26 protein-coding genes are annotated in these 25344 nt (G+C 58.5%); 11 read left to right on the forward strand and 15 right to left on the reverse strand.

The genetic code is table 11. The features are described from left to right. Window positions 1-7: 7 nt before the first annotated feature. Complete coding sequence (gene katB / locus PspS49_RS25375) at window positions 8-1549, reverse strand: catalase KatB (RefSeq protein ID WP_127929853.1); 1542 nt, start codon at window positions 1547-1549, stop codon at window positions 8-10. Window positions 1550-1835: 286 nt separating this feature from the next. Between katB and mscL the strand changes: the two genes are divergently transcribed. After that, window positions 1836-2249 (forward strand): large-conductance mechanosensitive channel protein MscL, encoded by a 414-nt coding sequence (gene mscL, locus PspS49_RS25380; RefSeq protein ID WP_007909770.1) that lies wholly within the window; start codon window positions 1836-1838, stop codon window positions 2247-2249. Between the two features lie 45 nt (window positions 2250-2294). Here the strand turns inward: mscL and PspS49_RS25385 are convergent, their stop codons facing one another. Further along, complete coding sequence (locus tag PspS49_RS25385; protein WP_150751717.1) at window positions 2295-3071, reverse strand: ferredoxin--NADP reductase; 777 nt, start codon at window positions 3069-3071, stop codon at window positions 2295-2297. Between the two features lie 322 nt (window positions 3072-3393). On the opposite strand from PspS49_RS25385, the gene PspS49_RS29730 reads away from it, so the two are divergent. Together PspS49_RS29730 and PspS49_RS25400 are read left to right on the forward strand one after the other, a co-directional pair. Next, window positions 3394-4107, forward strand: a complete 714-nt coding sequence (locus PspS49_RS29730; RefSeq protein ID WP_174245088.1) for an autoinducer binding domain-containing protein — start codon at window positions 3394-3396, stop codon at window positions 4105-4107. 176 nt (window positions 4108-4283) lie between these two features. After that, window positions 4284-5408, forward strand: coding sequence for a class I SAM-dependent methyltransferase (locus PspS49_RS25400; RefSeq protein ID WP_150775716.1), 1125 nt, complete (start codon window positions 4284-4286; stop codon window positions 5406-5408). Window positions 5409-5481: 73 nt separating this feature from the next. Here PspS49_RS25400 and PspS49_RS25405 read toward each other — a convergent pair whose 3' ends face one another. From PspS49_RS25405 to PspS49_RS25415, 3 genes are all read right to left on the reverse strand, one after another. Further along, a complete protein-coding gene (locus PspS49_RS25405) occupies window positions 5482-5649 on the reverse strand; it encodes a DUF2474 domain-containing protein (protein ID WP_103303628.1) in 168 nt (55 codons plus the stop codon). A 76-nt stretch (window positions 5650-5725) separates the two neighbouring features. Continuing rightward, a complete protein-coding gene (gene cydB, locus PspS49_RS25410) occupies window positions 5726-6733 on the reverse strand; it encodes a cytochrome d ubiquinol oxidase subunit II (RefSeq protein ID WP_007909749.1) in 1008 nt (335 codons plus the stop codon). A gap of 3 nt (window positions 6734-6736) precedes the next feature. Continuing rightward, on the reverse strand, window positions 6737-8185 hold the full coding sequence (locus PspS49_RS25415; protein WP_150775714.1) for a cytochrome ubiquinol oxidase subunit I: 1449 nt from the start codon (window positions 8183-8185) through the stop codon (window positions 6737-6739). A 460-nt stretch (window positions 8186-8645) separates the two neighbouring features. Here PspS49_RS25415 and PspS49_RS25420 point away from each other — a divergent pair, with 460 nt between their 5' ends. From PspS49_RS25420 to PspS49_RS25430, 3 genes are all read left to right on the forward strand, one after another. Next, window positions 8646-9884, forward strand: coding sequence for an MFS transporter (locus PspS49_RS25420; RefSeq protein WP_150775713.1), 1239 nt, complete (start codon window positions 8646-8648; stop codon window positions 9882-9884). A gap of 84 nt (window positions 9885-9968) precedes the next feature. Next, window positions 9969-10247 (forward strand): type II toxin-antitoxin system RelE/ParE family toxin, encoded by a 279-nt coding sequence (locus PspS49_RS25425; RefSeq protein WP_127929858.1) that lies wholly within the window; start codon window positions 9969-9971, stop codon window positions 10245-10247. Window positions 10248-10261: 14 nt separating this feature from the next. Next, the gene (locus tag PspS49_RS25430; protein ID WP_095048728.1) at window positions 10262-10549 is read left to right on the forward strand and encodes a HigA family addiction module antitoxin; all 288 of its coding nucleotides are present in this window, start codon (window positions 10262-10264) and stop codon (window positions 10547-10549) included. 12 nt (window positions 10550-10561) lie between these two features. Here PspS49_RS25430 and PspS49_RS25435 read toward each other — a convergent pair whose 3' ends face one another. Together PspS49_RS25435 and PspS49_RS25440 are read right to left on the reverse strand one after the other, a co-directional pair. Beyond that, window positions 10562-11107, reverse strand: coding sequence for a DJ-1 family glyoxalase III (locus tag PspS49_RS25435; protein WP_034153820.1), 546 nt, complete (start codon window positions 11105-11107; stop codon window positions 10562-10564). A gap of 66 nt (window positions 11108-11173) precedes the next feature. Continuing rightward, on the reverse strand, window positions 11174-11623 hold the full coding sequence (locus PspS49_RS25440) for a DUF4879 domain-containing protein (protein ID WP_007909735.1): 450 nt from the start codon (window positions 11621-11623) through the stop codon (window positions 11174-11176). A gap of 222 nt (window positions 11624-11845) precedes the next feature. Between PspS49_RS25440 and PspS49_RS25445 the strand changes: the two genes are divergently transcribed. Continuing rightward, a complete protein-coding gene (locus PspS49_RS25445) occupies window positions 11846-13141 on the forward strand; it encodes an NCS2 family permease (RefSeq protein WP_127929861.1) in 1296 nt (431 codons plus the stop codon). Then, window positions 13138-14217: a tRNA (uridine(54)-C5)-methyltransferase TrmA gene (gene trmA / locus PspS49_RS25450; protein ID WP_160041902.1), complete on the forward strand. Its 1080-nt coding sequence runs from the start codon at window positions 13138-13140 to the stop codon at window positions 14215-14217. Before PspS49_RS25445 ends, trmA begins: the two co-directional genes overlap by 4 nt. A 53-nt stretch (window positions 14218-14270) precedes the next feature. Here the strand turns inward: trmA and PspS49_RS25455 are convergent, their stop codons facing one another. Both PspS49_RS25455 and PspS49_RS25460 read right to left on the reverse strand, forming a co-directional pair. Beyond that, window positions 14271-14717, reverse strand: coding sequence for a DUF2442 domain-containing protein (locus tag PspS49_RS25455; protein ID WP_016986172.1), 447 nt, complete (start codon window positions 14715-14717; stop codon window positions 14271-14273). After that, window positions 14714-15142 carry a DUF4160 domain-containing protein gene (locus tag PspS49_RS25460; RefSeq protein WP_160041904.1) on the reverse strand — a complete coding sequence of 143 codons (429 nt, stop codon included), beginning with the start codon at window positions 15140-15142 and terminating at the stop codon, window positions 14714-14716. Before PspS49_RS25460 ends, PspS49_RS25455 begins: the two co-directional genes overlap by 4 nt. 330 nt (window positions 15143-15472) lie before the next feature. Between PspS49_RS25460 and aroQ the strand changes: the two genes are divergently transcribed. Together aroQ and PspS49_RS25470 are read left to right on the forward strand one after the other, a co-directional pair. Beyond that, window positions 15473-15913: a type II 3-dehydroquinate dehydratase gene (gene aroQ, locus PspS49_RS25465; protein ID WP_007909727.1), complete on the forward strand. Its 441-nt coding sequence runs from the start codon at window positions 15473-15475 to the stop codon at window positions 15911-15913. A 5-nt stretch (window positions 15914-15918) separates the two neighbouring features. Further along, complete coding sequence (locus PspS49_RS25470) at window positions 15919-16773, forward strand: shikimate dehydrogenase (protein ID WP_160041906.1); 855 nt, start codon at window positions 15919-15921, stop codon at window positions 16771-16773. Between the two features lie 107 nt (window positions 16774-16880). On the opposite strand, the gene PspS49_RS25475 is transcribed toward PspS49_RS25470, so the two are convergent. After that, a complete protein-coding gene (locus PspS49_RS25475) occupies window positions 16881-17558 on the reverse strand; it encodes a TetR family transcriptional regulator (protein ID WP_160041908.1) in 678 nt (225 codons plus the stop codon). 101 nt (window positions 17559-17659) lie between these two features. Next, window positions 17660-19561, reverse strand: a complete 1902-nt coding sequence (quiC, locus tag PspS49_RS25480) for a 3-dehydroshikimate dehydratase QuiC (RefSeq protein WP_160041910.1) — start codon at window positions 19559-19561, stop codon at window positions 17660-17662. Between the two features lie 357 nt (window positions 19562-19918). On the opposite strand from quiC, the gene PspS49_RS25485 reads away from it, so the two are divergent. Further along, window positions 19919-21256, forward strand: coding sequence for an MFS transporter (locus PspS49_RS25485; RefSeq protein WP_064118770.1), 1338 nt, complete (start codon window positions 19919-19921; stop codon window positions 21254-21256). 128 nt (window positions 21257-21384) lie between these two features. On the opposite strand, the gene PspS49_RS25490 is transcribed toward PspS49_RS25485, so the two are convergent. From PspS49_RS25490 to PspS49_RS25505, 4 genes are all read right to left on the reverse strand, one after another. Next, window positions 21385-22263, reverse strand: coding sequence for a DMT family transporter (locus PspS49_RS25490; protein ID WP_034153813.1), 879 nt, complete (start codon window positions 22261-22263; stop codon window positions 21385-21387). Window positions 22264-22376: 113 nt separating this feature from the next. After that, window positions 22377-23192: a sugar phosphate isomerase/epimerase gene (locus PspS49_RS25495; protein WP_160041912.1), complete on the reverse strand. Its 816-nt coding sequence runs from the start codon at window positions 23190-23192 to the stop codon at window positions 22377-22379. 2 nt (window positions 23193-23194) lie between these two features. Then, the gene (locus PspS49_RS25500) at window positions 23195-24256 is read right to left on the reverse strand and encodes a Gfo/Idh/MocA family oxidoreductase (RefSeq protein WP_160041914.1); all 1062 of its coding nucleotides are present in this window, start codon (window positions 24254-24256) and stop codon (window positions 23195-23197) included. A 251-nt stretch (window positions 24257-24507) separates the two neighbouring features. Beyond that, window positions 24508-25284 carry an IclR family transcriptional regulator gene (locus PspS49_RS25505; protein ID WP_127929868.1) on the reverse strand — a complete coding sequence of 259 codons (777 nt, stop codon included), beginning with the start codon at window positions 25282-25284 and terminating at the stop codon, window positions 24508-24510. Window positions 25285-25344 lie beyond the last annotated feature (60 nt).

Below are 25344 nucleotides of genomic sequence, written 5' to 3' on the forward strand. Positions count from 1 at the left end.
ATCTGTATCAGTCGGCCAGTTTGGCCGCCAACGCCTTGACCCGGCTCAGGTCGCCCTTGGCCACTTTGGTCACACCGGTCCCGTATTCCGGGTCAGCCTTATAAAGGAAGGACAGGATGATGTGCTTGCTCTCGTCATCGGTGGTCGCCAGCGAGCCGCCGAAGCTGTCGATCAGGTCCTGACGCTCTTGCTGGCTGAACGAGCGATACAGATCACCGGCCTGCTTGAAGTTCTGCTCACGCTGGATCTTCGCCTGCTGGGTGCTGCCCGACAGCGTCGACTGGCTATAACGCGCACTTGGCGTCTCGTCACGGGGTTGCAGTCGGCTCGGCTGATAGTTCACACCCGAGTTGCTCGCGCCGAAGTTCATCGCGCCATCCTGATTGCCATTGTTCACCGCAACTTTTGCCGCGTTGATTGGCAATTGCAGAGCATTGGCACCCAGCCGATACATTTGCGTATCGGCATAAGAGAACACTCGACCTTGCAACAAACGGTCTTCGGAAGGCTCGATACCCGGAACAATATTCGCTGGCGCCATGGCCACTTGTTCGGTTTCCTGGAATACATTTGCCGGATTACGGTTCAACACCATTTGTCCAACTTTTCGCTCAGGAATACCTGGCCAGATCTTGGTGGCATCCAATGGATCAAAATCAAACTTGGACAAATCTTGTGGTTTCAGCACTTGAATGTACAAGTCCCATTTCGGGAAGTTACCTTTATTGATATTGCTCACCAGATCATTGGTCATATGACTGTAGTCTTGACCTTGAACGTTGGCGACTTGTTTCGGCGTCAGATTATTAAGACCCTGCAAGCTCTTCCAGTGAAACTTGACGTAATGAACTTCACCCTTGGCGTTGATCAACTTGTAAGCATGTACGCCATTACCGTCCATCTCTCGATAACTGGCAGGAGTACCCGAATTCGAATACAACTCGGTCAATGTACGGGTTGCCTCCGGTACATGTGAGAAGAAGTCGAAACGGCGCGAGTCGTCGTCAAGGTTAGTACGCGGGTCGGGCTTGAACGCGTGAACCATGTCCGGGAACTTGATCGCGTCACGAATGAAAAAGGTCGGGAAATTGTTGCCTACCAGATCCCAGTTGCCGTCAGCCGTGTAGAACTTGGTGGCGAACCCCCGCGGATCACGCAGGGTTTCCGGCGAGTGATTACCGTGCACCACCGCAGAGAAGCGCACAAACACCGGTGTGCTCTGGCCGGCGGCGAATACCTTGGCCTTGCTCAGGTCGCTGAGATCGTTGGTGACAGTGAAGGTGCCATGGGCGCCGGTGCCGCGGGCGTGAACCACTCGCTCAGGAATGCGCTCGCGATCGAAGCGCTGCAGTTTCTGAATCAGTTGTACATCCTGCAGCAGCACCGGGCCGCTGGCGCCGGCGGTCTGCGAGTTCTGATTGTCGCCGACGGCGGCGCCGTTATCGCGGGTCAGGGGCGCGGCGTTAACCGAAAAGGTCAACAGGCTGGCGGTGAGTACACCGAGGGTGCGGCGACGGGGAAAAGCCCCCAGTCCAAGTGCGGAGTTCATATCAGGATCCTCTGGTTATTTTGGGGCGCATCCAGATGCGCCAAGCCAAGGCTAGAGGCCTGAGACGTCGAACATAAATAGAAAGAACGTAACGCCATGATTGAGAAAATTGGCTGTTCGATCAGCGAGTTACCGTATATTCCGCGCGCGATTGATGGCACTTTGCAAACTAATCGCCGATTGATGTGTCGATAAAAACGGGCATTGTAAGAAGGTGTTTCGCGCAGGACGCGTTTTGCTGATTTACACTGCGTACACCAAACTCATCTGTAACAAGGAAATAACTATGGGCGTGCTAAGTGAGTTCAAGGCCTTCGCGGTCAAAGGCAATGTGGTCGACATGGCCGTCGGTATCATCATCGGTGCCGCCTTCGGCAAGATTGTTTCGTCGTTTGTCGGTGACGTGATCATGCCGCCAATCGGCCTGCTGATCGGTGGGGTGGACTTCAGTGATCTGGCCATCACGCTCAAGGCCGCCGAGGGCAATGCTCCTGCGGTCATGCTGGCTTACGGCAAGTTCATCCAGAGCGTTCTGGACTTCGTGATCGTCGCTTTCGCGATCTTCATGGGGGTCAAAGCCATCAACCGTCTGAAACGCGAAGAAGCCGTGGCCCCTACCCTGCCACCGGTTCCGACCAAGGAAGAAGAGTTGCTGGGCGAGATCCGCGACTTGCTCAAGGCCCAGAACACCCGGCCTTGATCCTTTGCACGATAGAAACAACGGCGCCTTCGAGGCGCCGTTTGTTTACCAGTAGTTTTCCACGGCCACTTGGCCTGGCCGGCGGGTGAGGCTGAGGCTCATGTGGCGTTTTTTCAGCAACGCGCGCGTGTCATCGATCATCTGCGGATTGCCGCACAGCATGACCCGCGAGTGCTCCGCCGACAGCTCCACGCCCGCTGCGCGCTCCAATTCTCCGTTTTCGATCAGCGTAGTAATACGGCCGTGCAGTGCGCCGGGGTGCGCCTCACGCGTCACCGTCGCGATGAACTGCAATTTGTGGGCATGTTCGCTGAGGTACTCGCGCTGCTTGAGTCCGGCAATCAGATCGTGATAGGCCAACTCCCGCGCTTCGCGCACGCTGTACACCAGAATGATGCGCTCGAATTTTTCCCAGACTTCGAAGTCCTGCAAAATCGACAGGAATGGCGCCACCCCCGTACCCGTGGACAGCAGCCAGAGATCACGCCCGTCGACAAAGCGATCAAGGGTCAGATAGCCGAATGCCTGGCGCTCCACCAGCAAAGTGTCGCCAACCTGCAACCGGCTCAGCTCACTGGTGAACTCTCCCCCCGGCACCACGATGGAAAAGAACTCGAGAAACTCGTCAAACGGCGACGATACCATCGAATAAGCGCGCCACACGGTACTGCCATCGGCCTTGGTCACACCGAGCCGGGCGAACTGCCCCGCACGGAAACGAAACCCGGCATCCCGGCTGGTGCGCAAGGTAAACAGGCTCGGCGTCAAGGTTTGAACATCGAGCAAGGTCTGCGTGGTGTATTTCTCGGCACTGGCGGTCATGGGGCACTCCATTGATCGGTGACGGCCAGTGTCGCGCAAATCGAACCTGCGAAACACCGACAACTGATAATGGTATTCAACCGTTTCCGGACACCGTCAAAGCATTAAACTGTTAAAAAAGTCAGAATTAGAGCAACAACTTTACATGAAGACTCAAATGTAAAGTTTCTGAGCACTAAGAACTCTTTATAGACAGATCATCAATGTTCAATACCGAAAAAATTCAAAGCACTCCGTAAGAAACATCCTACACTTCGTTGCGTGCCGGATCCTTTGGATCCATTCCGCGCCCCCCCCCGCAACGTCAATGGAGTGTTCAGAAATGGAAACATGGAAGGAATCACAATTGAAACAACTGACGTTTGCCAAGGGAGTAGATGCTGCTTATCCGATTCTGCTGCGATTCGCCGAAAACCTCGGATTCAATTTTTGTGAAATTTCGGTTGTTTCACTCCATCGGGACCTGCCTCTTAAGACCTTGCAAATCAATAACTACCCTAAAGAATGGAACTTACAATATGAAGAAAACCGTTACAGTAAAGTCGACCCACTAATAGCACACTGCAATCACTCGATGACTCCCATTGTCTGGTGCGAATCAGTATTTGCCGACGCCCGGCCGATATGGGAGGGATTACAGCAACATGGACTGCAAAATGGCTGGTCGCAGTCGTTCCATCACGAGCAGAGTGGCTTGTGCAGTATTATCAGCCTTGCCCGAAAACATTACTCGATCAGCCCTCTGGAGCTGTATGAGCATTTCGGTTACATGTTCTATGCCGCCAGTCACTTGAGTGAAATGTTTGCCCGGACACTGCCGCCTCATTCTCTCAAACCCCGCCATCCACACCTTTCCCCAAGGGAACTGGAGGTTTTGCAGTTATCCGCAGGTGGCAAAACGGCCTATGAGATATCGAAGATCCTTAGCCTGAGCGAACGCACGGTGAACTATCACGTGCAGAACGTGATCGAGAAGCTCAACGTCTGCAACAAGATTTCCGCTGTCATCGCCGCCGTCAGAGCGCACATCATCTAGTCGATCAGCCTTGCCTCCTTTACAAAACATGCGGGTAATAACAGCAAAAAAACCGTACCATTTGTGACCCTCTTGAGTGATGACGTGAACATTCTGCGTTGCATTACACTCAGTCGGTTCCGCCGCACACTGTCAGGCTGCGGAACACCCCGTTGATTACCCTGAGTTCCCGCCCGATGCCTTTGCTTGAAACACCCTTCGCCCAACTCGACCTGATCCGCCAGCCCGAGCAGCAGAATGAACCGTTGCAGGCCTTCGATGCGGCCGACGAATACCTGCTCAACCATCTGGCCGCGCAGCAACCGACGGCTGACACGCGGGTATTGGTGCTCAACGACAGCTTCGGTGCGCTGGCGGCCAGCTTGCTGGGCAAGGTCAAGGTCAGCAGCAGCGGCGACTCGTTTCTGGGGTTTCAGGGGCTGGAAAAAAACCTGCTGCGCAATGGCCAGGCGTTCGACGCCATTCGCGCAATACCCGCCAGCGAGCCATTGGTCGGACCGTTCGATCGTGTGCTGATCCGCGTGCCGAAAACCCTCGCGCTACTGGAAGAACAACTGATCCGCTTGCAAGGGCAGCTCGCACCCGGTGCCGAAGTGGTCGCTGCAGCCATGGTCAAACACCTGCCACGCGCTGCCGGTGACTTGCTTGAGCGCTACATCGGCCCGGTACAGGCCTCTCTGGCGGTGAAGAAAGCGCGGCTGTTGATCGCCACACCTGAAGCGAAAGCCCCGGCCGTCTCGCCCTACCCTTCGCGGTATCGCCTCGACGAACCGTCGATCGAGTTGCTCAACCACGCCAACGTGTTCTGCCGCGAAGGCCTGGACATCGGCACGCGCGCCTTCCTCCCGCATCTGCCGAAAAACCTTGGTAGCGCCCGAGTTGCCGATCTGGGCTGTGGCAACGGAGTTCTGGCCATCGCGAGTGCGCTGCAAAACCCCGATGCGCATTACACGCTGATCGACGAATCGTTCATGGCCGTGCAATCGGCTGCCGAAAACTGGCGCGCAGCGCTGGGTGATCGCGAGGTGATCGTGCGGGCCGGCGATGGTCTGGCCGGGCAGGAACCACAATCGCTGGACGTGGTGCTGTGCAATCCGCCATTCCATCAGCAGCAGGTGGTTGGCGACTTCCTCGCCTGGCGTATGTTCCAGCAGGCGCGCGAAGCGTTGGTGGTGGGCGGCGCACTGTACATCGTCGGCAACCGTCACCTGGGTTACCACAGCAAACTGGCTCGGCTGTTTCGCGGCGTTGAGCAAGTGGCTGCCACGCCGAAATTCGTGATTCTCAAAGCCCGCAAGTAAACCGCCAGGCAAAAAAAACCCTCCGCAAGGAGGGTTGCAAAGCCGTACCCGAAGGCGCCGGGACGGGGATGATTCAGTGGGTGGTCAGGCCTGCGGCATTCATGAACATGCGCATCAGGCTGGCGGCGATAAACAGCACACCGACGCTACCGGCCCAGATCAGAGCCAACCAGCCGAGCCGCTGCCAAAGCGGCTTTTTTTCGGCTTCTTCAATGTCGTGCAGGGAATGTTTTCCAGTCATTTTCTTCAAACCTCTTCAAGATTGATGGCGCCATTGCCGACGCCATCGCGAGCAGGCTCGCTCCCACAGGTTTTGCTTAGTGATAGCCGTCTTCATGGGTAACCTTGCCGCGGAACACGTAGTAGCTCCAGAAGGTGTAACCCAGGATGAACGGGATGATGAACAGCGTTCCCACCAGCATGAAGCCCTGACTTTGCGGCGGTGCGGCCGCATCCCAGATCGAGATCGACGGCGGTACGATGTTCGGCCACAGGCTGATGCCCAGACCGCTGTAGCCGAGGAAGATCAGCACCAGGGTCAGCAGGAACGGCATGTAGTTGGCGTTGCGCGCCACGGCGCGGATCAGACCGTACATGGTCACCAGCACCAGAATCGGCACCGGCATGAACCAGAACAGGTTGGGCATGCTGAACCAGCGGGTGGCAATATCCGGATGAGCCAGCGGCGTCCAGATACTGACAATACCGATCACGGCCAGCAGTACGAAAGCCAATGGCCGTGCCAGGTCATGCATCTGTTCCTGGAGCTTGCCTTCGGTTTTCATGATCAACCAGGTGCAGCCGAGCAAGGCATAGGCCACCACCAGCGCGGCGCCGCAGAACATTGTGAACGGTGTCAGCCAGTCCAGTGATCCACCGGCGAACTGCCGATTGACCACCGGCAAGCCATCGATGAACGCGCCCAGCGCCACGCCCTGAAAGAACGTTGCCGCCACCGAGCCGCCGATGAATGCCTTGTCCCACAGGTGACGCTTGTCATCCTTGGCCTTGAAGCGGAACTCGAAGGCCACACCACGAAAGATCAGGCCGATCAGCATGAAGATCAGCGGCAGATACAGCGCCGACAACACCACCGAATAGGCCAGCGGGAACGCGCCAAACAACGCCGCGCCGCCCAGTACCAGCCAGGTTTCGTTGCCGTCCCAGACCGGGGCGACGGTGTTCATCATCACGTCACGGTCGACTTTACCGGGGATGAACGGGAAGAGAATCCCGATCCCCAGGTCGAAGCCGTCCATGACCACGTACATCATGATGCCGAAGATGATGATCACGGCCCAGATCAGCGGAAGATCAATACCCATGAGTCAAATCTCCTTGGTCACGCGAATATCGTCGTCGCCGTGATCGGCATCGGCCGAGTCGTCGGCAGCGGACAACGGACGGGCCGGTGTGCGTTTCTTGCCTGGACCACCGTCCGGCGTTTCCGCGCCTTCGCTGATCTTCGGCCCTTTGCGCACCAGACGCATCATGTAGCCCAAACCGGCACCGAACAGGGCGAAGTACACCACCACAAACATGATCAGGGTGATGCTCATCTGCATGAAGCTGTGGTTTGAAGACGCGTCCGCCGTGCGCATCAGCCCGTAGACCACCCACGGCTGACGGCCGATTTCAGTGGTGAACCAGCCAGCGAGAATCGCGATCAAACCGGACGGCCCCATCCACAACGCCAGATAGAGGAACGGCCGTGAGGTGTAGAGCGTGTCGCGCTTACGCAGCCACAGGCTCCACAATCCGGTGAAGATCATCAGGAAACCAAGGCCGACCATGATCCGGAACGACCAGAACACAATGGTCGAATTCGGCCGGTCTTCCGGCGGAAACTCCTTGAGCGCCGGCACCTGTTTGTCCAGCGAGTGGGTCAGGATCAGGCTGCCGAGGTATGGGATCTCCACGGCGAACTTGGTTTTCTCTTCTTTCATGTCCGGCCAGCCAAACAGGATCAGCGGCGTCGCTTCATCACCATGGTTTTCCCAGTGACCTTCGATCGCGGCGATTTTTGCCGGTTGGTGCTTGAGCGTATTGAGACCATGGAAGTCGCCGATGACCGCTTGGATCGGCGCGACAATCAGCGCCATCCACATTGCCATCGACAGCATCGTGCGGATCGCCGGATTGTCCTTGCCGCGCAGCAAGTGCCAGGCCGCCGAGGAGCCGACGAAGAATGCCGTGGCGACAAACGCAGCCGTTGCCATGTGCATCAAGCGATACGGGAACGATGGGTTGAAGATGATCGCCAGCCAGTCAGTAGGAATTACCTGACCGTTGATGATTTCAAAGCCCTGCGGGGTCTGCATCCAGCTGTTGGAGGCGAGAATCCAGAAGGTCGAAATCAGCGTGCCGATTGCCACCATGACGGTGGAAAAGAAGTGCAGGCCGCGCCCGACCTTGTTCCAGCCAAACAGCATCACCCCAAGGAAACCGGCCTCGAGGAAGAACGCCGTGAGCACTTCATAGGTCAGCAATGGCCCGGTGACGGCGCCGGCGAAGTCCGAGAAGCGGCTCCAGTTGGTGCCGAACTGGTAGGCCATGACCAACCCCGAGACCACGCCCATGCCGAAGTTGACGGCGAAGATCTTCGACCAGAAATGGTAGAGGTCACGGTAGGTGTCGTTATGGGTTTTCAGCCACAGGCCTTCGAGTACCGCGAGGTAACTCGCCAGGCCAATGGTGATGGCCGGGAACAGGATGTGGAACGAGATGGTGAACGCGAACTGAATTCGGGCGAGATCTAGTGCCTCTAAACCGAACATATGGCTTCCTCTGTCAGGTAATACCGGCTGCGGACCCGGAGGCCTGCACCCACTGCCCCCACGGATATGGAGTGCGGCGAATTCTGATTCGTTCTTTTTAAACAACCATCGCAACGCAGGGAGTCTGGCCAACTGGCCACCGGATCAATTCCGTTCGGGGTCTTGATCTGGATCAAGCAACGTTGAAAGAGTAGTCCCATTTTTGCCGATGAACTGCGTGGTCGTTTGCCGCGTGACAAGTTGCCTCACAACCTTTGGCAAAGCCCTGCAACAAATCCCTGGAGCGCTGGGGGCGAGGAAAACAGTACAGATCTCGAGAACAAAGCAAATCCCCGAACAGCAGAATCAATCTGCACCGCAAAAAATCGATGTCTTCCTAACTAAATTTTTTGTCATAGCAACTTCCTGTTACAGACTGGTGATAATCTCGCGATTCCCCTCGAGCCAGACCTGCCTTCAGATGCCCAGTCAAGCGCCCCTGCTGTTACGTCATCACCGCCCGTTTCTCGCTTTCTGGTTCGCGCGGATTTTCACCGCCAGCGGTTTTCAGATGCTCACCGTGGCCATTGGCTGGAACCTCTACCAATTGACCGGCAACGTCCTCGATCTGGGTCTGGTCGGGCTGGTCGAATTCGCCCCGCGCGTGCTGTTCATGCTGCACACCGGGCATGTCGCCGACCGCTACGACCGGCGCAAAGTCGCGGCGATCTGCCAGTCGTTACAGGCGTTGATCGCGCTGGCACTGGCCATCGGCAGCGCCACCGACCACGTGACCCGCGAGATGATCTTCATCCTCGCCTTCCTGCTCGGCGCCGCGCGCTCGTTCGAGATGCCGACCACACAGGCGTTGCTGCCAAGTATTGTGCCCAGCGCGCTATTTCCTCGGGCCGTAGCGGCGGCGCAATCGGCGCAGCAGTCGGCGACCATCGTCGCACCAGCGCTTGGCGGTTTGCTCTACGCGTTCGGAAGCGTCTGGGTGTACGGCCCGACAGTGCTGCTTTATGTGATTGCCTGCACGCTGATGCTCAACCTGCCCGCGCGGCAAACGCCGCTGAACAAAGGCAAAGCCACACTGGATTCGTTACTGGCGGGGATTCGTTTCATTCGCAGCCGCCCGGACATTCTCGGGGCGATTTCGCTGGATTTGTTTGCGGTACTGCTCGGCGGGGCCACGGCGCTGCTGCCGGTATTTGCCAAAGACATTCTGCTGACCGGGCCGTGGGGCCTCGGGTTGCTGCGTTCGGCACCGGCGGTCGGCGCACTGGGGATGTCGCTGTTCCTCGCGCGGTTTGCCGTGGAGCGCAATGTCGGTCGGGTGATGTTCACAGCGGTGGGCATCTTCGGCGTCGCCACCATCGCCTTCGGCCTGTCGACCTCGTTCTGGTTCTCCCTGGCAGTGCTGGTGGTACTCGGCGCGGCGGACATGATCAGCATGGTCATCCGCGCGTCCTTCGTACAACTGGAAACCCCGGACGAAATGCGCGGCCGGGTCAGCGCGGTGAACGGGTTGTTTATCGGTGCTTCGAATCAGCTGGGCGAATTCGAATCCGGCGTCACCGCCCACTGGTTCGGCACGGTGCCGGCGGTGGTGATGGGCGGGATCGGCACGCTGGTGGTGACCGGGACGTGGATCAAGTTGTTCCCGACGCTGGCGAACCGGGACCGGATGCATGTGCCGGTGGAAGAGGTGAAGGTCTGACAACCTCCAAAGCACAAGACAACTGAAAATGTGCGGTACATAGTTACCGCACTGAGTGTAATGTATCGCCTTACACTCGAGCCCATGATCAAATCCTTTCAGCACAAAGGCCTTCGCGGCTTCTATGAAACAGGTTCGACTCGCGGGATTCGTGCCGACCACGCAAAACGGCTGTCGCGCATGCTGCAGTTCATGGATCGCGCTACGATTCCCGCAGACTTGGATCTTCCGGGCTGGCGCCTGCATCCATTGAAAGGTGAGCTGACGGAGTACTGGTCGCTGAGCGTTTCAGGCAACTGGCGAGTGATCTTTCGTTTTGTCGGTTCGGACATCGAATTGGTCGATTATCTGGACTACCACTGACAGGAGGCAGGCTCATGCCCATGCACAACCCGCCACACCCCGGTGAAACACTGCTGATGGATGTCTTGCCCGAGCTTGGCATCAGCGTGACCGAATTGGCCCGACACTTGGGCTTCGCACGCCCGCATCTTTCACGTGTATTACACGGACATGCGCCAATCAGCCCGGATCTGGCTGTACGTCTTGAGCGTGCTGGCATTGGCAAGGCGCGCGTGTGGCTAGGCGTACAAACCGACTATGATCTGTGGCAAGCGGAGCATCGGGAGCAACCGGTTATCGAACTGATCGCTGTCCACGCCTGACACCTCCAGCCACTACAACTCCCCCGCCACTTTCACCCGCAAGGCCTTGCCGCCGAGTTGCTCGACCAGCGTCAAGGCAAACTCCAGCGCAGCGCTGGAGCCTTGTGCGGTGACGCAGTTGCCGTCGACCACCACCGGTTGATCAACAAACGTACAGCCCGAGAGTTGATGACTGGCGCTGGGCAGGCAGGTCATGCGCCGCTGGCGCAGCACGCCGAAGGTTTGCAGGGCGACGGCCGGGGATTCGGCGATGGCGGCGAACAGGCGTCCGGCGCTGGCCTGATCCTTGAGCAACTGTTGCAGAGGTTGGTGCGCGGCCAGATGTTGTGAACCGACAACACCGCCGGGCAGGACGATCAGGTCGAAGGTTTGCGCCAGCACATCGACCAGCATGCCGTCGGCGGTCAGGCGTGTGCCGCGCGCGCATGTGAGCATGCGCCGACCTTCGATGCTCGCCGCCACTACCTCAATACCGGCGCGGCGCAACACATCGATCAGGGTCACGCTTTGCAGATCATCGATGCCCTCGGCGAGGGTAATCAGGGCTCTAAAGGTCATGGGCGTTATCCGCTGGGTGATACGTGAAGCGTAGTCAGCTTCACCCGGATCGCGCTGCAACAGCCGTTACTTGATGTAAAGCTGGGTCGACATTGTATTGCGTGGCGCGTTGATCGAGGTGTTGCTGAAGGTGAAAGTGCCTTCCTGCTTGCCCGCCAGATCGAAGGTATAAAGAGAACCGACGGTTTTGTTGCCGGGAGTGCATTCGGTGAGGTTGCCGTTATCAAAAGCACACACCGGGGCACGTGTGCCGTTCACTTCGAAACCGTCCAGTGCGACCTGAGGCTGGCTCTTGCCGTAGCCGACTTCGAGCACGTAGACCTTGATATTCGGTCCGCTGTGATTGCATTGGGTCTGCGCCTGCCCATCGGCGATGTCTTCAAGGCCGCAGGCCGGCGATTGCACCTTGATGACTTTCACTTGTGTCAACGGCGGTGCCGATGCCGCCCAGGCTGTCGACATCCCGGCCATCAGTACGGCAATCAAACCCAAAACCTTCATCCAGCACTTGCTCATGCGCTTCCCACCCCGAAAAAATCAGCGCGCAGTATGGCGCAGTTGGCTTCAAGGCAAAACTTCGCCGACGATCGACACCAACAACCGCCATATTCCTCACGCTGCTGGTATGATGCGCGGCTTTTTCCGGCCCACCACAATTTTTCAGGCGCTTGCGACGGTCTGTGCTTTGCTGTTGAGGTCGATACATTCACGGCGCCACGCGCGCCACGGGGAGCAGACATGCTGGAAAGGCTGTTTCAACTCAAGGCACACAACACCAACGTGCGCACCGAGATTCTGGCGGGCATCACGACTTTCTTGGCCATGGCCTACATTCTGTTCGTCAACCCGAGCATCCTCGGTGAGACCGGTATGGACAAGGGTGCGGTGTTTGTCGCCACCTGTCTGGCGGCCGCCATCGGTTCGACCGTCATGGGTCTGATCGCCAACTACCCGATCGCCCTCGCCCCAGGCATGGGCCTGAACGCCTTCTTCACCTACACCGTCGTCTTGCACATGGGCCACACCTGGCAAGTGGCGTTGGGTGCGGTGTTCATTTCCGCCGTGCTGTTCTTCCTGCTGTCGATCTTCCGCATCCGTGAATGGATCATCAACAGCATCCCGCTGCCGCTGCGCTCGGCAATTGCCGCTGGTATCGGCCTGTTCCTCGCGCTGATCGCCCTGCACAACGCCGGTATCGTCGTCAGCAACCCGGCAACCATGGTCGGCCTCGGTGACCTGAAAGCGCCGGCACCGATTCTCGCCACCCTGGGTTTTGCCCTGATCGTTGCCCTCGAAGCGCTGAAAGTGCGCGGTGCGGTACTGATCGGCATTCTCGCGGTGACCATCACCTCCATCGTGATGGGCTTCACCCCGTTTGGTGGCGTTACCTCGATGCCACCTTCGCTGGCTCCGACTTTCCTGCAACTGGACATCAAAGGCGCACTGGACATCGGTCTGGTCAGCGTGATCTTCGCCTTCCTGTTCGTCGACCTGTTCGACAACTCCGGCACCCTGATCGGCGTCGCCAAGCGTGCCGGCCTGATGGGCAAGGACGGCCACATGCCGAAAATGGGCCGCGCCCTGATCGCCGACAGCACCGCGGCCATGGCCGGTTCGTTGCTGGGTACGTCGACCACCACCAGTTACATCGAATCCGCTGCCGGCGTGAGTGCGGGCGGCCGTACCGGTCTGACGGCCATCGTCGTGGCGATTCTGTTCCTGCTGGCGCTGTTCTTCTCGCCACTGGCGGCCAGCGTTCCGGCTTTCGCCACGGCACCGGCGTTGCTGTTCGTCGCCGTGTTGATGACTTCCGGCCTGGCAGAAATAGACTGGGACGACATCACCGTCGCCGCGCCAGTTGTCGTGACCGCGCTGGCCATGCCGTTCACTTACTCGATCGCCAACGGCATCGCGTTCGGTTTCATCTCCTGGACCGTGATCAAGCTGCTGTCGGGCCGCGCCCGTGAGCTGAACCCGGCGCTGGTGATTCTGTCGATTCTGTTTGTGATCAAGTTGGGTTGGTTCAACGCATGACTTTCGATTCCCAGGCTTACGCCGAGCAACTTGAAGCCAAGGTCACGCGCTTGCGTGATCTGCTGGCGCCGTTCGATGCCCCCGAGCCAACGGTGTTCGACTCGCCGCTGCAGAACTTCCGTCTGCGTGCCGAGTTCCGCCTGTGGCGCGAGGGCGGCGATCGTCATTACGCGATGTTCGCTCAGGACGACAAACGCACGCCGATCCTCATCGAAGAGTTCCCGATCGCCAGCCTGCGCATCAATCAGTTGATGCCGCAGTTGAAAGCGGCGTGGCAGGCCAGTTCGGCGCTGAGCCACAAGCTGTTTCAGGTGGAATTCCTGACCACGCTGGCCGGCGATGCGATGATCACCCTGTGCTATCACCGTCCGCTGGACGAACACTGGCACGCGGCAGCCACCAAGCTATCGGCGGATCTCGGCGTCAGCATCATCGGTCGCTCGAAGGGCAAACGCGAAGTGCTTGGCCTCGATTACGTGGTCGAGAAACTCGAAGTCGGCGGTCGCACCTTCAGCTATCGCCAGCCGGAAGGCGCGTTCACCCAGCCAAACGGCACCGTGAACCAGAAGATGCTGAACTGGGCGTACGAGGCATTGGGCGATCGCACAGACGATCTGCTGGAGCTGTACTGCGGCAACGGCAACTTCACCCTGCCGCTCGCCACTCGCGTGCGCAAAGTCCTGGCCACCGAAATCAGCAAGACCTCGGTCAACGCTGCATTGAGCAACCTCAGCGAAAACGCTGTGGATAACGTCACTCTGGTGCGTTTGTCTGCCGAAGAACTGACCGAAGCGCTCAACGAAGTGCGCCCGTTCCGCCGCCTGCAAGGCATCGACCTGAAGAGCTACGAGTTCGGCAGCGTCTTCGTCGACCCGCCGCGCGCCGGCATGGACCCGGACACCTGCGAGCTGACCCGCCGCTTCGACAACATCCTGTACATCTCCTGCAACCCGGAAACTTTGGCGGCGAACATCGCCCAGTTGCACGACACGCACCGTATTACCCAGTGCGCGTTGTTTGACCAGTTCCCGTGGACGCATCACATGGAATCGGGTGTGTTGCTGACCCGGCGTTGATTGCGGGGCGCTGATGCGAAAAAGCCGTCGTGATTGACGGCTTTTTTGTGGTTTTACAACGCGGGATCGGCCTTGCGTGGTCGCCCGCCCTTTTTGCCATTCGCTCGAGCAGCTTCGGACTTTGCAGCACTGCTTTGACGACCGTTACGCGATGCAACCACCGACGCAGCCATCTTCATGAGTGACTGGCTCGCTGAAATCATCCCGGCAATGGAAACGTCAAGGTCTTTGCCCTCATGGCAAAGCGCAGTGCCTGCGAATCCGACGGTTAGTCCCTCGTAATCGCCTGCATCAAACCCGTCAAACTCTGGATACTGGTTCACCGGAAGCAACACACCGCTGCCATCCTCAAAACGGATGACCAAAGATGATTTTTCAAAGCACACAGAAACAGCTTGGAAACTGCTGGCCTGTCGTACTTCACCAAGCTTTATGGCTGCATCGAGCATTTCTTCCGTCAGTGGTCGATGTACGGACGGCTTTGCCTTAATGACTTTCATAAATGGATTTCAACTCCTTCCGGTTTGCCAACCAATGTCAGAAGCAACTTGTCTTCTTCTGGTTCGTAGCGCGCCGCAGCGATTCTGTAAGTCGTATCGGTAACCAGTTTCATCACGGGTACCTCGTTTGATTCGCAGTCCCACACTTGATTGCCGAGACAGACGGTTTGCAAACCTGACCACCAGATCCCTCGTGCGCGACGCAGATGAACGGGATGCCCCAACGATCGACACAAACCCTCCAATACAGCCATCGTCGGTCGACGAGACAGCGGCACGACATCCCACGGATCAATGTCGTTGTGCCAAAAGCTGAAATGGAATCGCGCACTCCAGGCGCCCGCATTTACATGAGCGTGCGGTGGGCAATGCTCATTCCGCAACATTACGCGTATCGACAATCCCTTGTAGTTGCACACATTCATGCTAACCCATCCGTTAGGTTAATAAATTTCAGGATCCGATAATCCTTTCAAATCCGACGACCGGTGCCGTAAAACGCAAGCGGCTCCGCTCTTCTCTCAGGCTAGCGCCGGCATGGGCCAGGAGTCGGTAAATCTTCGAGGGAAAACGTAAGCAAAACTGTCGTTACGATTCGAACAACATCAAGTATGAAACAGCCTTGGTGCGATTACCGAACACAAAAATCCTGGGCTCAGGCACTTCAATTGACCATGGTAACCATCTAGTACATTTTATCTCCACAGGCTGAAACCCTCGGCCAAAGCCAAAAACAATAAGTGGAGTTACCCCTCATGCCCCCTATCGTTCTGGTGCTCAACGGCCCGAACCTGAACCTGCTCGGCACTCGCGAGCCGGCCACTTACGGTCACGAAACCCTGGCGGACATCTCGGCCTTGTGCGGTCGCGCTGGCGAAGAATTCGGCCTGGCCGTGGAGTTTCGCCAGACCAACCACGAAGGCGAACTGCTCGACTGGATTCACGCGGCCCGTGGCCGTTGCGCCGGGATCGTGATCAATCCGGCGGCTTGGACGCACACCTCGGTAGCGATTCGCGATGCGCTGGTGGCCAGCGAACTGCCGGTGATTGAAGTGCACCTGTCCAATGTCCACGCCCGCGAACCGTTCCGTCATCACTCGTTCGTCTCGGCGATTGCCACAGCGGTAATGGCCGGTTTTGGAAGTCACGGCTATCGACTGGCACTGGAACATTTCAGCCAACGGTTGAAGGGGTAACGCGCATGTCTCGCTCTAACGTAATACTCGCCGGGCTGATCGGCGCCGGCATTCAGGCCTCGCGCACGCCAGCGCTGCATGAGCACGAAGGTGATGCCCAAGGCCTGCGTTATCTGTACCGACTGATCGATCTCGATCAACTGAACATGGACAGCACTGCCCTGTCCGACCTGCTGCTGGCGGCCGAGCGGATGCACTACACCGGATTGAACATTACTTTCCCGTGCAAGCAGGCAATCATCCCGCTGCTCGATGAGTTGTCGCCGGAAGCCAAAGGCATCGGCGCGGTGAACACGGTAGTGCTGAAGGACGGCAAACGTGTGGGTCACAACACGGACTGCCTTGGTTTCGCCGAAGGTTTTCGCCGAGGTCTGAAAGACGCCGCCCGCGAGCGTGTAGTCCAGATGGGTGCCGGCGGCGCGGGTGCAGCAGTGGCCCACGCCCTGTTGAGCGAAGGCGTACAACAACTGAGTATTTTCGACGTCGACCGTGAGCGCGCCGAAAGCCTGGCGAACAATCTCAATGAGCATTTCGGCGTTGCTCGTGCGATCGCCGGGCATGATCTGCCGAGCTCGCTGAATCAGGCCGACGGTCTGGTGAACACCACGCCGATGGGCATGGCCAAACTGCCGGGCATGCCGGTGCCGGTCGAGCTGCTGCGCAAGGAATTGTGGGTGGCGGAGATCGTGTATTTCCCGCTGGAAACCGAACTGCTGCGCAACGCCCGCGCGCTGGGTTGCCGGACGCTGGATGGCGGCAACATGGCGGTGTTTCAGGCGGTGAAGGCGTTTGAATTGTTCAGCGGCGTGGTGCCGGATGCGCAGCGGATGCTCGCGCATTTTCAAAGCATGAATGGCTAAAAACCTGTGGGAGCGAGCCTGCTCGCGAAGGCGTACCTTCAGTCAACATATTTACTGACTGACACAGCGCTTTCGCGAGCAGGCTCGCTCCCACAAGGGGATATACGTCAGGCTTGCAGGTAGCGCAAAACGGACTCGCAAATCATCTCGCGATGCCGCTGTTTGATGCTTTCATCGGGCAGATCGATCTGGAAAATCTCGCCAAACGTGTGCCGGTTCGACACCCGGTAGAAGCAGAATGAGCTGATCAGCAAATGCACATCCAGCGCATCCAGACCCGCGCGGAACACACCCTCTTCGGCGCCACGACGCAAAATCTCGCCGAGTGAATCAAGAATGGTGTTGTTCATCGCCTTGATCGCATCGGAACGCTTCACGTATTCAGCGTTGTGGATATTTTCGATGCTGACGATGCGCACGAAATCGACGTTGCGGTCGTGGTGATCGAAAGTGAACTCGACCAATCGCCGAATCGCCTCAACCGGCGCCAGCTCGGCCAGATGCAGACGGTTTTCGGTGCTGCGGATATCGCCGTAAAGCTTTTCCAGCACCTCGACGTACAACTGCTCCTTACTGCCGAAGTAGTAATAGATCATGCGTTTGGAGGTGTGGATACGCTCGGCAATCGCATCGACGCGAGCCCCCGACAAACCTTGCTGGACGAACTCGACGATCGCCTCCTGCAGGATGTTCTCGCGGGTCTTTTCCGGGTTGTTCTTGCGACTCTTGCGCGGCTCTACAGTGGAAACTTCAGGAGCTGCGGAAAGTTCTGTATTCATCGTCATTGCGGGCTCACGGCCATCACTGCACAGGCGGCGATTATGGGCCGCGCAGCACAGTGAAGGAAGCCGCGCGGCCTGTGTTTAATCCCGCGTTTACGAATTTCCTACAACTTCGCCTGGCGCACGGCGCCACTGCGTGATTTGGCCATCGCCGCCAGACGCACCGCGACGTTCGCCGCGCCGTAACCGGCATAGCCGTTCTTGCGCTGGATGATCTCGAAGAAGAAGCGCCCTTCGAACGGTTCGGTGTAGACGTGGAACAACTCACCGCCCTGCGCATCACGGTCGTACAGAACGTTGTAATACGCCAGTTCACTGAGAAACTCGTCATCGAAATCGAAGCGCGCAGCAAGGTCGTCGTAATAATTGAGCGGGATGTCCAGCAACGGCACACCGGCCTCTTTGGCGCGACTGACTTCGGCGAAGATGTCGTCACAATCGAAGGCGATGTGATGCACACCGGAGCCACGATAACTCGACAGCGCGTGGGATATCGCGGTGTTGCGGTTCTCGGAAATGTTCAGCGGCAAGCGGATCGAACTGTCGCGGCTACGCAGCGCGCGACTTTTCACCAGACCGTACGGGTCGGGCAGTACCACTTCATCGTCCGCCTCGAAATCCAGCAGGCTCTTGTAGAACAGCACCCAACTGTCGAGGCTGTCGGCCGGCAGCGCCATGGCCATGTGATCGATACGCTTGAGACCACCGCGTGCCGGCGCATCTGCCAGCAGATTGAAATCGGTGCCGTAGACATCAGCCTGTTCATCGACCAGATAGATCAGGCTACCGTCCGGGGCGCGCACTGCCGCCAGCTCCAGTTCATTGGGGCCGACCAGTCCGCGATAGGGCTGACCTTTGTAGGCGACGGCGCGGGCTAGCGCACTGGCGCTGTCCTTGACCCGCACGGCGGTGGCGCACAACGACGGGCCGTGAGCCTCGAAAAAGCTGTGAGCAAACGAATACGGTTCGGAGTTGAGGATCAGATTGATGTCGCCCTGACGCAGCAGGCTCACACTCTTGGAGCGGTGCTGCCCGGCCTTGACGAACCCGAGGCGCTCCAGCCAGTTCGACAGCTTGGCGCCAAGGCTTTCATCCACGGCGAACTCAAGAAACTCGATGCCGTTGTACTCGCTGGCCTTCGGCGTTTCGAAGAGAATTTCGCGGTTGGCCACAGGTTTGGTTTCCTGCTCCAGACGCTGGCGGGTCTTCTCTTCCAGATACAGCAGCGAACGCAAACCGTCGGCGGCATTGGCCCGTGGCGGCGCGGCACGGAAGCCGTCATTGAAGATTTCCAGCGACAGCGGCCCGGTGTAACCGCTTTGAATAATCGGCGCGAGGAACCCCGGCAGATCGAACTCGCCCTGCCCAGGGAAGCAGCGGAAATGCCGGCTCCACTCCAACACATCCATCGCCAGGATCGGCGCATCGGCCATTTGCACGAAGAAAATCTTGTCGCCAGGAATGTCGGCGATGGCGCGAGGATCGCCCTTCAGCGACAACGTATGAAAGCTGTCGAGCAACACGCCCAGGCTCGGGTGATCGGCCTGACGCACGATGTCCCAGACCTGTTGATAAGTGTTGACGTGACGACCCCAGGCCAGCGCTTCGTAACCAATGCGCAAGCCGCGCGCGCCAGCGTGCTCGGCCAACAGGCGCAGATCATCGACTAGAATTTGCTGATCGCCGACGCTGTCGGCGGAGGCATTGCTGCAGACCAGCACCAGATCGGTGCCCAGTTCCTGCATCAGGTCGAACTTGCGCTCGGCCCGCTCCAGATTGCGCGCCAGGCGATCGCGGCGGCAGCCTTCGAAATCGCGGAACGGCTGAAACAGCGTGATGGCGATGCCGAGATCGGCGCACATCTGTTTAATTTCCCGCGGACTGCCGTCGTAGTACAGGAGGTCGTTTTCGAAAATCTCCACCCCGTCGAACCCGGCGGCGGCAATGGCTTCGAGTTTTTCCGGCAGGGTGCCGCTCAAGGAAACGGTGGCAATGGAACGCTGCATGTTTCAACTCCCGGACTGCGCCGCTTTATCTTTACTGTAGGAGCCGCCGAAGGCTGCGATCGTTTGATCTTTATTCGTGAAAACAGAATCAAAAGATCGCAAGCCTGCGGCAGCTCCTACATGGGATGGTTTTTATAGTAGGGAAATTATTGGCTGCATCGATCGCGGCAGCAATTTAAAGTGTACTACCCGGTTAGTTTTGCGTGCGATTATCGAACACAATGGCGGTTTGGCGAATTGACGATTTTTCGTCCACTGCCCAACATCGACTGCACATTGAGTCCGGATCTGAACCACCGGTCGCAGCGTGCAAGTAAAAAGCACACCAAATAACAAATCCAAAAACGGGTGGAACACATGATTCCTTCACAGACTTCCCGCATGGCTCCGGCCATGAGCACTGCCACGGGTGGCATCGGCGACAAGATCCGCGGCGCCATGGCCGTCGGCAAGACCCGTTGGGGCATGCTGGCGCTGGTGTTTTTCGCCACCACCCTGAACTACATCGACCGCGCCGCCCTCGGCGTCATGCAGCCGATCCTCGCCAAGGAAATGAGTTGGACGGCGATGGATTACGCCAACATCAACTTCTGGTTTCAGGTCGGCTACGCGATCGGTTTCGTCCTGCAGGGTCGCCTGATCGACCGGGTCGGCGTCAAACGCGTGTTCTTCTGCGCCGTGCTGCTCTGGAGCCTGGCCACTGGTGCCCACGGTCTGGCGACTTCGGCCGTTGGTTTCATGGTCTGCCGGTTCATCCTCGGTCTGACCGAAGCGGCGAACTACCCGGCCTGCGTGAAAACCACGCGCCTGTGGTTCCCGGCCGGCGAACGTGCAGTGGCCACCGGCATCTTCAACGCCGGCACCAACGTTGGCGCGATGTTCACGCCGATGCTGCTGCCATTGGTCCTGCACGTCTGGGGCTGGCAAGCGGCGTTCCTGTGCATGTCGGCACTCGGCGGGATCTGGCTGTTGTTCTGGGGCTTGAAGTACTTCAACCCGGAAGATCACCCGAGCGTTAAGCAGTCCGAGCTGGACTACATCCAGCAAGAAGTCGAACCGGAACAGGCCCGCGTGCCGTTCTCGAAAATCCTGCGCATGCGTGGCACCTGGGCCTTCGCCCTCGCCTACTCGCTGACTGCGCCGGTGTTCTGGTTCTACCTGTACTGGCTGCCGCCGTTTCTCAATCAGCAATACAATCTGGGCATCAACGTCACCCAGATGGGCATTCCGCTGATCATCATCTACGTCACGGCGGACTTCGGCAGCGTCGGCGGCGGGATTCTGTCTTCGTTCCTGATCGGTCGCGGGATGAACTCGATCAAGGCGCGGCTGCTGTCGATGTTCCTGTTTGCCTGCTGCATCATCGGCGTGGTCATGGCGGCTGGCTCTGCCAATCTGTGGGTGGCGGTGGCGGCGATTTCTCTGGCGATCGGCGCGCACCAAGCCTGGACGGCGAACATCTGGAGCCTGGTGATGGACTACACGCCCAAGCACATGATGAGCACGGTGTTCGGTTTCGGCGGCATGTGCGCGGCGATCGGCGGGATGTTCATGACCCAGATTGTCGGTCACATCCTCACCGTCACCAACAACAACTACACCGTGTTGTTCACCCTGATTCCGGCGATGTATTTCATTGCGCTGACGTGGATGTACTTCATGGCACCGCGCAAGATTCCGACCATCACCGAATAACCTGCCTACACGACGCTAACTGTAGGAGTGAGCCTGCTCGCGATGGCTTAGTGTCAGTCAAAACTTCCATCGACTGACACACCGCCATCGCGAGCAGGCTCACTCCTACAAGGTTTTGCGTAACCTACTCAACGGCGGCTCTGCTGCCACGCTGCCGCCAGTCCGCTGCAACAGATCACTGCGATGCCGATAATCGTCAACAGACTCGGCGTGTGATTGAACAGCAACCAGCCCAACAACCCCGCAAACACAATCTGGCAATAACCGAACGGCGCCAGCAGCGCCGGTGCCGCATGACGAAACGCCTGGGTCAGAAACAAATGCGCGGTCATCCCGCAACTGCCCAGCGCCAGCATCAGCCCGGCGTGGGTCAACGTCGGCACCTGCCAGAAGAACGGCACCAGTGCACTCATCACCAGCGTGTTGCACAGCCCGGCAAAAAAATTGCTGGTGGTCGGGCTATCGACTTCGGCGAGCTTGCGCGTCAGCAATTGATAAAAGCAGAAAAACAGCGCCGAACAGAACGGCAGCAACACCGCCGGTGTGAACAACTCACCGCCGGGATGGACGATGATCAGCACGCCGATAAAACCGCAAATCACTGCAATCCATTGGCCACGTGTTACCCGCTCTTTGAGCAGCGGCACGGACAATGCCGTCACCAAAACCGGCGCAAGAAAGTTGACCGCCGTGGCTTCCGCCAATGGGATGTACAACAGCGCCGTGGTGAAAAACAGGCTGGTGCCGAGCAGGCAAAGTGCCCGAACCAACTGCCACAACGGCTTCTTGGTGCGCAGGACGCGCAACCCGGACTGTGGCAGAAAAATCCCCGCCATGAGCAAGGTGTGCACCAGATAGCGCGCCCAGACCACCATCACGATCGGATAGAAACCGGACAGGTATTTCGACAGCGCGTCGTGACTGGAGAACAGGAAGGTTGCCACGACAATCAGCAAGATCCCCTTGAAGGGTTGGTTGACTCCGGAGAGCGGGGTGCTGACGGTCATTGGATTTCCTTGTGTGCCCCAAAAAACAAAAATCTTCGCAGGCAAGTCTCGCCCCCAGGAACGGCACGTTCCCTGTGGGAGCGGGCTTGCCCGCGAAAGGTGCGCAGCAGCGCTTACAACCGCGCCAACAATTCCCGGGTTCTGTCGATGGCCCTCTGCGCTCGCTCTAATCCGCTCACGCCCTGCTCCAATAGTTTCACCGTGGGAATTTCCAGACTCAGTGGAATATTAGTCGGCAGCGCTTTCAACAACCCGAGCAGATCGCAATCGCCCTCGCCGGGAAACCGCCGCTCGTTGCGCGCCTGACGCAAGATCTCGGCCATGTCTGACGGTCTCGGCCCCGCGACATCACATAATTGTGCATAGCGCAGGCGTGACGCCGGCACGTTTGCCAGATCGTCCAAGCGTGATGACGAACGATCAAAGTGAAAGGCATCGACCAGCACCGCAGCGTTTTCCCGATCAGCATGCTCGACAATGCGCAGCGCTTGCTGAAGATCGCGCGCATCCGTCCAGGGCATGAACTCCAGATGCGGGTGCAACCCGTAAGGCGCCGCCAAATCACACAGCGCCGCAAAGTTCTCGGTCATCCGCTGCTCGTCAGGATCATTACCGGCAACGAGTAACTCTGTGGCACCAAATTCCGCGCCGACCGTCAGAAGTTTCTCGAAGTCGGCGACGACGGTCTGTGGTTTCAATCGCAGGATTTCCACGTCGAGCACACGGATCCCGGTATCACGCAGCCGCTGCAACGTCTGACGCCGCAAATCACCGTCGGCTACCAACGGGAAGTGATATTCCTCAGGCGTCGCCGGTTCCAGGCGCAAGCCGACATGGCTGTAACCGGCGCGTGCGGCCACTTCAACCATTTGCGGCGGCGACAACTCCAGCACGGTAAGGCTGGCCAGGGACAGGATTCGTTCACTCATGTTCAAGCCTCGATCAATGCAGGGGAGCAGGTACGACCGGTGGCGGCGGCCTCGCGTATGGCTTCGATCAGCGACAAAGTGCGCGCCGCGTCGGCCGCACTCACCAGCGGCTCGACTTCACGCCGTGCCACGCGTACGAAATGCTGTAACTGCAAGCGCAAAGCATCGTCACCGCTGTAGGACTCTTCGACCATCAACAACGGTTCATGCCAACCGGCGTCGACCTGATCAGCGGCGTAATGCCAACGCTTGAGTTGCGGAATGCTCAAGGCACCAGCGGTCCCGGCCAGCAGATAACAGGGCTGACCGGCCTGACGCGGATAGACCGGGTTCTCACCGGAACCCAGCTCCCAACTCCACGGCGCAGCCACTGCGTCGGATCCGCTCAGGGTTGCCAATGTGCCACCTTCGAATTGCAGCAACACCGCCGCGCTGTCTTCATTGGCAAAACCGCGCACGGTGTTGTCGGTGATCGCTTGCACCGAGCGCACCTCACCGCACAGATGGCGTAGCAGGTCGAGGTCGTGAATCAGATTGGTCAGCAACATCCCTGCACCCGGTTCGCGGCGCCAGGGGATCTCGAAATAACTGTCCGGCTTGCGCAACTGGAACAGTGCGGTCACCGTGGTCAGCCGCCCGAGCGCCCCGCTCTGCACCAACTCATGAGCGCGCACGATCAGCGGATTGTGGCGTCGGTGGTGGCCGACCAGTACCGGAACGCCGCTGCTTTTGACCGCCGCGACCAGCTCGCGCGCTTCGTCCAGATGCACACCGACCGGTTTTTCCAGCAACACCGGCACACCCGCTGCCAGGCAATCGAGCGCTGTGCTGACATGTTGATTATTCGGATTGGCGACGATGACTGCGTCAGGCCGGATTTGCTCCAGCATCTGACGGTGATCGGCGAAATTCCTGACACCCCATTCAGCCGCGAGCGCTGCGACTTGCGGCCCGGGATCAGCCACTGCGCACAGCGTCGCTTCGCTGAGGGATTGCAGATGCCGGTAATGCTGCTGGCCCATGTTGCCGGCGCCGATCAGGGCGATTCGAAGGGGCGAATTCAAGGTGCGGTCCTCTTGTGATTGTTCTCGGAATAACACTCCGCAAACAATTTAGAACCGAGTTCCAGAATCAAACACCCATCAACCGCAAAACCGTGCGAACACCGCACAATTTTCCTGATCAACCCAAAATCAAATGTGGGAGCGAGCCTGCTCGCGAATGCGGTACGTCAATGAAATAAAAAGTGACTGACACACCGCTTTCGCGAGCAGGCTCGCTCCCACAGGGGGCCTATGTGAATTGTGAATTCGGATCAGATAAACAGTTCTGAGGCCAGGCTTGCTGCTGATAATTCTTCGGTGAATGTCAGCAACAGCGGCGCCAGTTCATGCAACCGCGCCCCCGGCATCCGCGCACTCGGCCCGGCGATACTCAGCACACCGATCACCCGCCCATCCGCAGGGTGTTTCACCACCGCCGCAATCGCCGAAGTGCCGACCGCCGAACTCTCCTCAACGCAGGCATAGCCTTGTTCCCGCGCCAGACGCAGCCGTTCCAGCAGTTCGATATTCGAGCGCGGCGCGTTTGGCCCCACGCCCACTGGAACTTCCGCCGCCTGACGCTCGACCATCGACAACGCCTCGGCATCGCTCATGCACGCCAGCCACGCATGCCCGGACGCGGTGTAGAACAGCGGCGCATCGCGGCCCATGTCCGGGTCGTAACGCAGACCGCTGCGCGCGCCTTGCGCCTTGGCGATCCAGGTCTGGCGCTCGCCGTCGATCACGCCCAGACGCACCAGTTCACCGGTTTCCTGCGCCAGTCGGTCGAGTACCGGCTGGACGATGTCGGCACCGCTGCTCGACAGGTATTGAAAGCCCATCGCCACCAGTTTGGTCGACAAGTGATAACGCAAGGTTTCCGGATTCTGCCGCACGTAGCCCAGACGGATCAGCTCGGCGAGCAGGCGGTGTGTCGCGCTTTTCGGAATATCCAGTTGCTCGGCCAAGGTCTGCATCGGCAGCCCGCGCGAATCACTGGTAAGGCTTTCCAGCACACTGAAAACCCGTTCGATTTGACTGCCGGCCATGGGGATATCCAAAGGAAATTTTGCCGATTCTAGAAGACATCGGCGGCAAAGCGAAATCTG

It is taken from the genome of Pseudomonas sp. S49 (assembly GCF_009866785.1).
Classification (GTDB): domain Bacteria; phylum Pseudomonadota; class Gammaproteobacteria; order Pseudomonadales; family Pseudomonadaceae; genus Aquipseudomonas.